Below are 1,273 nucleotides of genomic sequence, written 5' to 3'. Positions count from 1 at the left end.
CACACCCCAGCTCACGCTGCATGCGCTCATGCTCGTTGCGGTTTCACTGCGCCCCCCCACGACGTGGTAATCAATGGACACTGAAGTGTTTGAACAGTCGCCAGTACAGTACATCGCAAACCGCTAAGAATTCAAACGGGGAAGCGCTGTTGAAAAAACAGTATTGCCAAACTTATCAACTACCAAAACTGCTCCATCCGAGACTTCTAATGACTTAAATTTATTCGTATAAATTATCTCATCAGGCTTGGTTTTTAGTATTTCCTGCTCAAAAATTACTTCCTTTTTGCAATTCAACCTAAGTGTCAATACAAAATTATTCACATCTAGCCTACACAGCAGAATCGCTTCAATATTTTGCTCGCGAAATAATTTTTTTTGAAAAACCCATTCATTTCTGTATCCACCCTCACGAAACGATTCAATAATCTCCAAAATAGCATTCAGAGGAATAGCGTGCTCCCGAGAACACTCGGAGAGCCCCTTAACCAACATTGAAATATAAAACTCGTGAAATTCATCTCCTTTCAGAGACTCATACTCCACCACATCAAATCCAACCTTTGAAACGATTGCTTTTTCATCTTGAATCGTACTTCCACCACTAGGCACTGACGTTCCCTGAATGCATATCCTGTTAAATCCGCTCACCTCAAACTTCAGATATTTTATGCCTCTTTCAATATAATTACATAAGTACCTTGTCCTAAAACCAAACGGAACATATATCTCTTTAGGATACTCATCCAGATTCAGATACAAATATATATATTTCAGTATCATCTCTATCTCCTATGGTCTGACGTGTTTTGTCGGATCCGCGAGCTGGCCGATTGCTCTAAGCCGCGCGGCGTTTTCTGACTCCCACTGAAGAATATCCTTACGAGCACCCGGCCCCTCAGGTATGCTCTTCACCAATACAGACTGATATCGCCCTGGCTCTCCAGCGTTTTTATTCCAGCGCGCGGCTTGTGAATTCCCACGATAGGACTGACCGTCAGCGGTTATGCGCCCGCCACTCACTCCTGTTTTCACCGCTATATTATCGTTGTGACCATCAAGAATTTCGTATCCATGTTGGGATTTGTCACTGAGTGCTGAGTTCCCATTCGTAGAATTCACTTCACAGGCACATGTGATATCAGGGTTTTTACCCTGCGCAAATGTTCCATTTGGACTTCTTGGCTGCCCTTCCACAACCCCAGCGGATCAACCCACCCAACCGGATTCGGCGCATACACATACAGATTCAGCCCACCCGCATAACTGATCG

1 protein-coding gene is annotated in these 1,273 nt (G+C 44.2%); it reads right to left on the bottom strand.

Annotated features, from left to right (window positions below; genetic code table 11):
* Positions 1-123: 123 nt before the first annotated feature.
* Positions 124-783, bottom strand: coding sequence for a hypothetical protein (locus KUO17_RS26390; RefSeq protein ID WP_217978479.1), 660 nt, complete (start codon positions 781-783; stop codon positions 124-126).
* Between the last annotated feature and the right edge of the window lie 490 nt (positions 784-1,273).

This window comes from Pseudomonas aegrilactucae, assembly GCF_019168305.1.
In the GTDB taxonomy this organism is placed as follows: domain Bacteria; phylum Pseudomonadota; class Gammaproteobacteria; order Pseudomonadales; family Pseudomonadaceae; genus Aquipseudomonas; species Aquipseudomonas aegrilactucae.
This window is presented reverse-complemented; position numbering and strand designations above follow the sequence as displayed.

Excerpts from the sequence above, each read along its gene's own strand:
- KUO17_RS26390 (WP_217978479.1), bottom strand. The coding sequence starts at position 783 with ATGATACTGAAATATATATATTTGTATCTGAATCTGGATGAGTATCCT.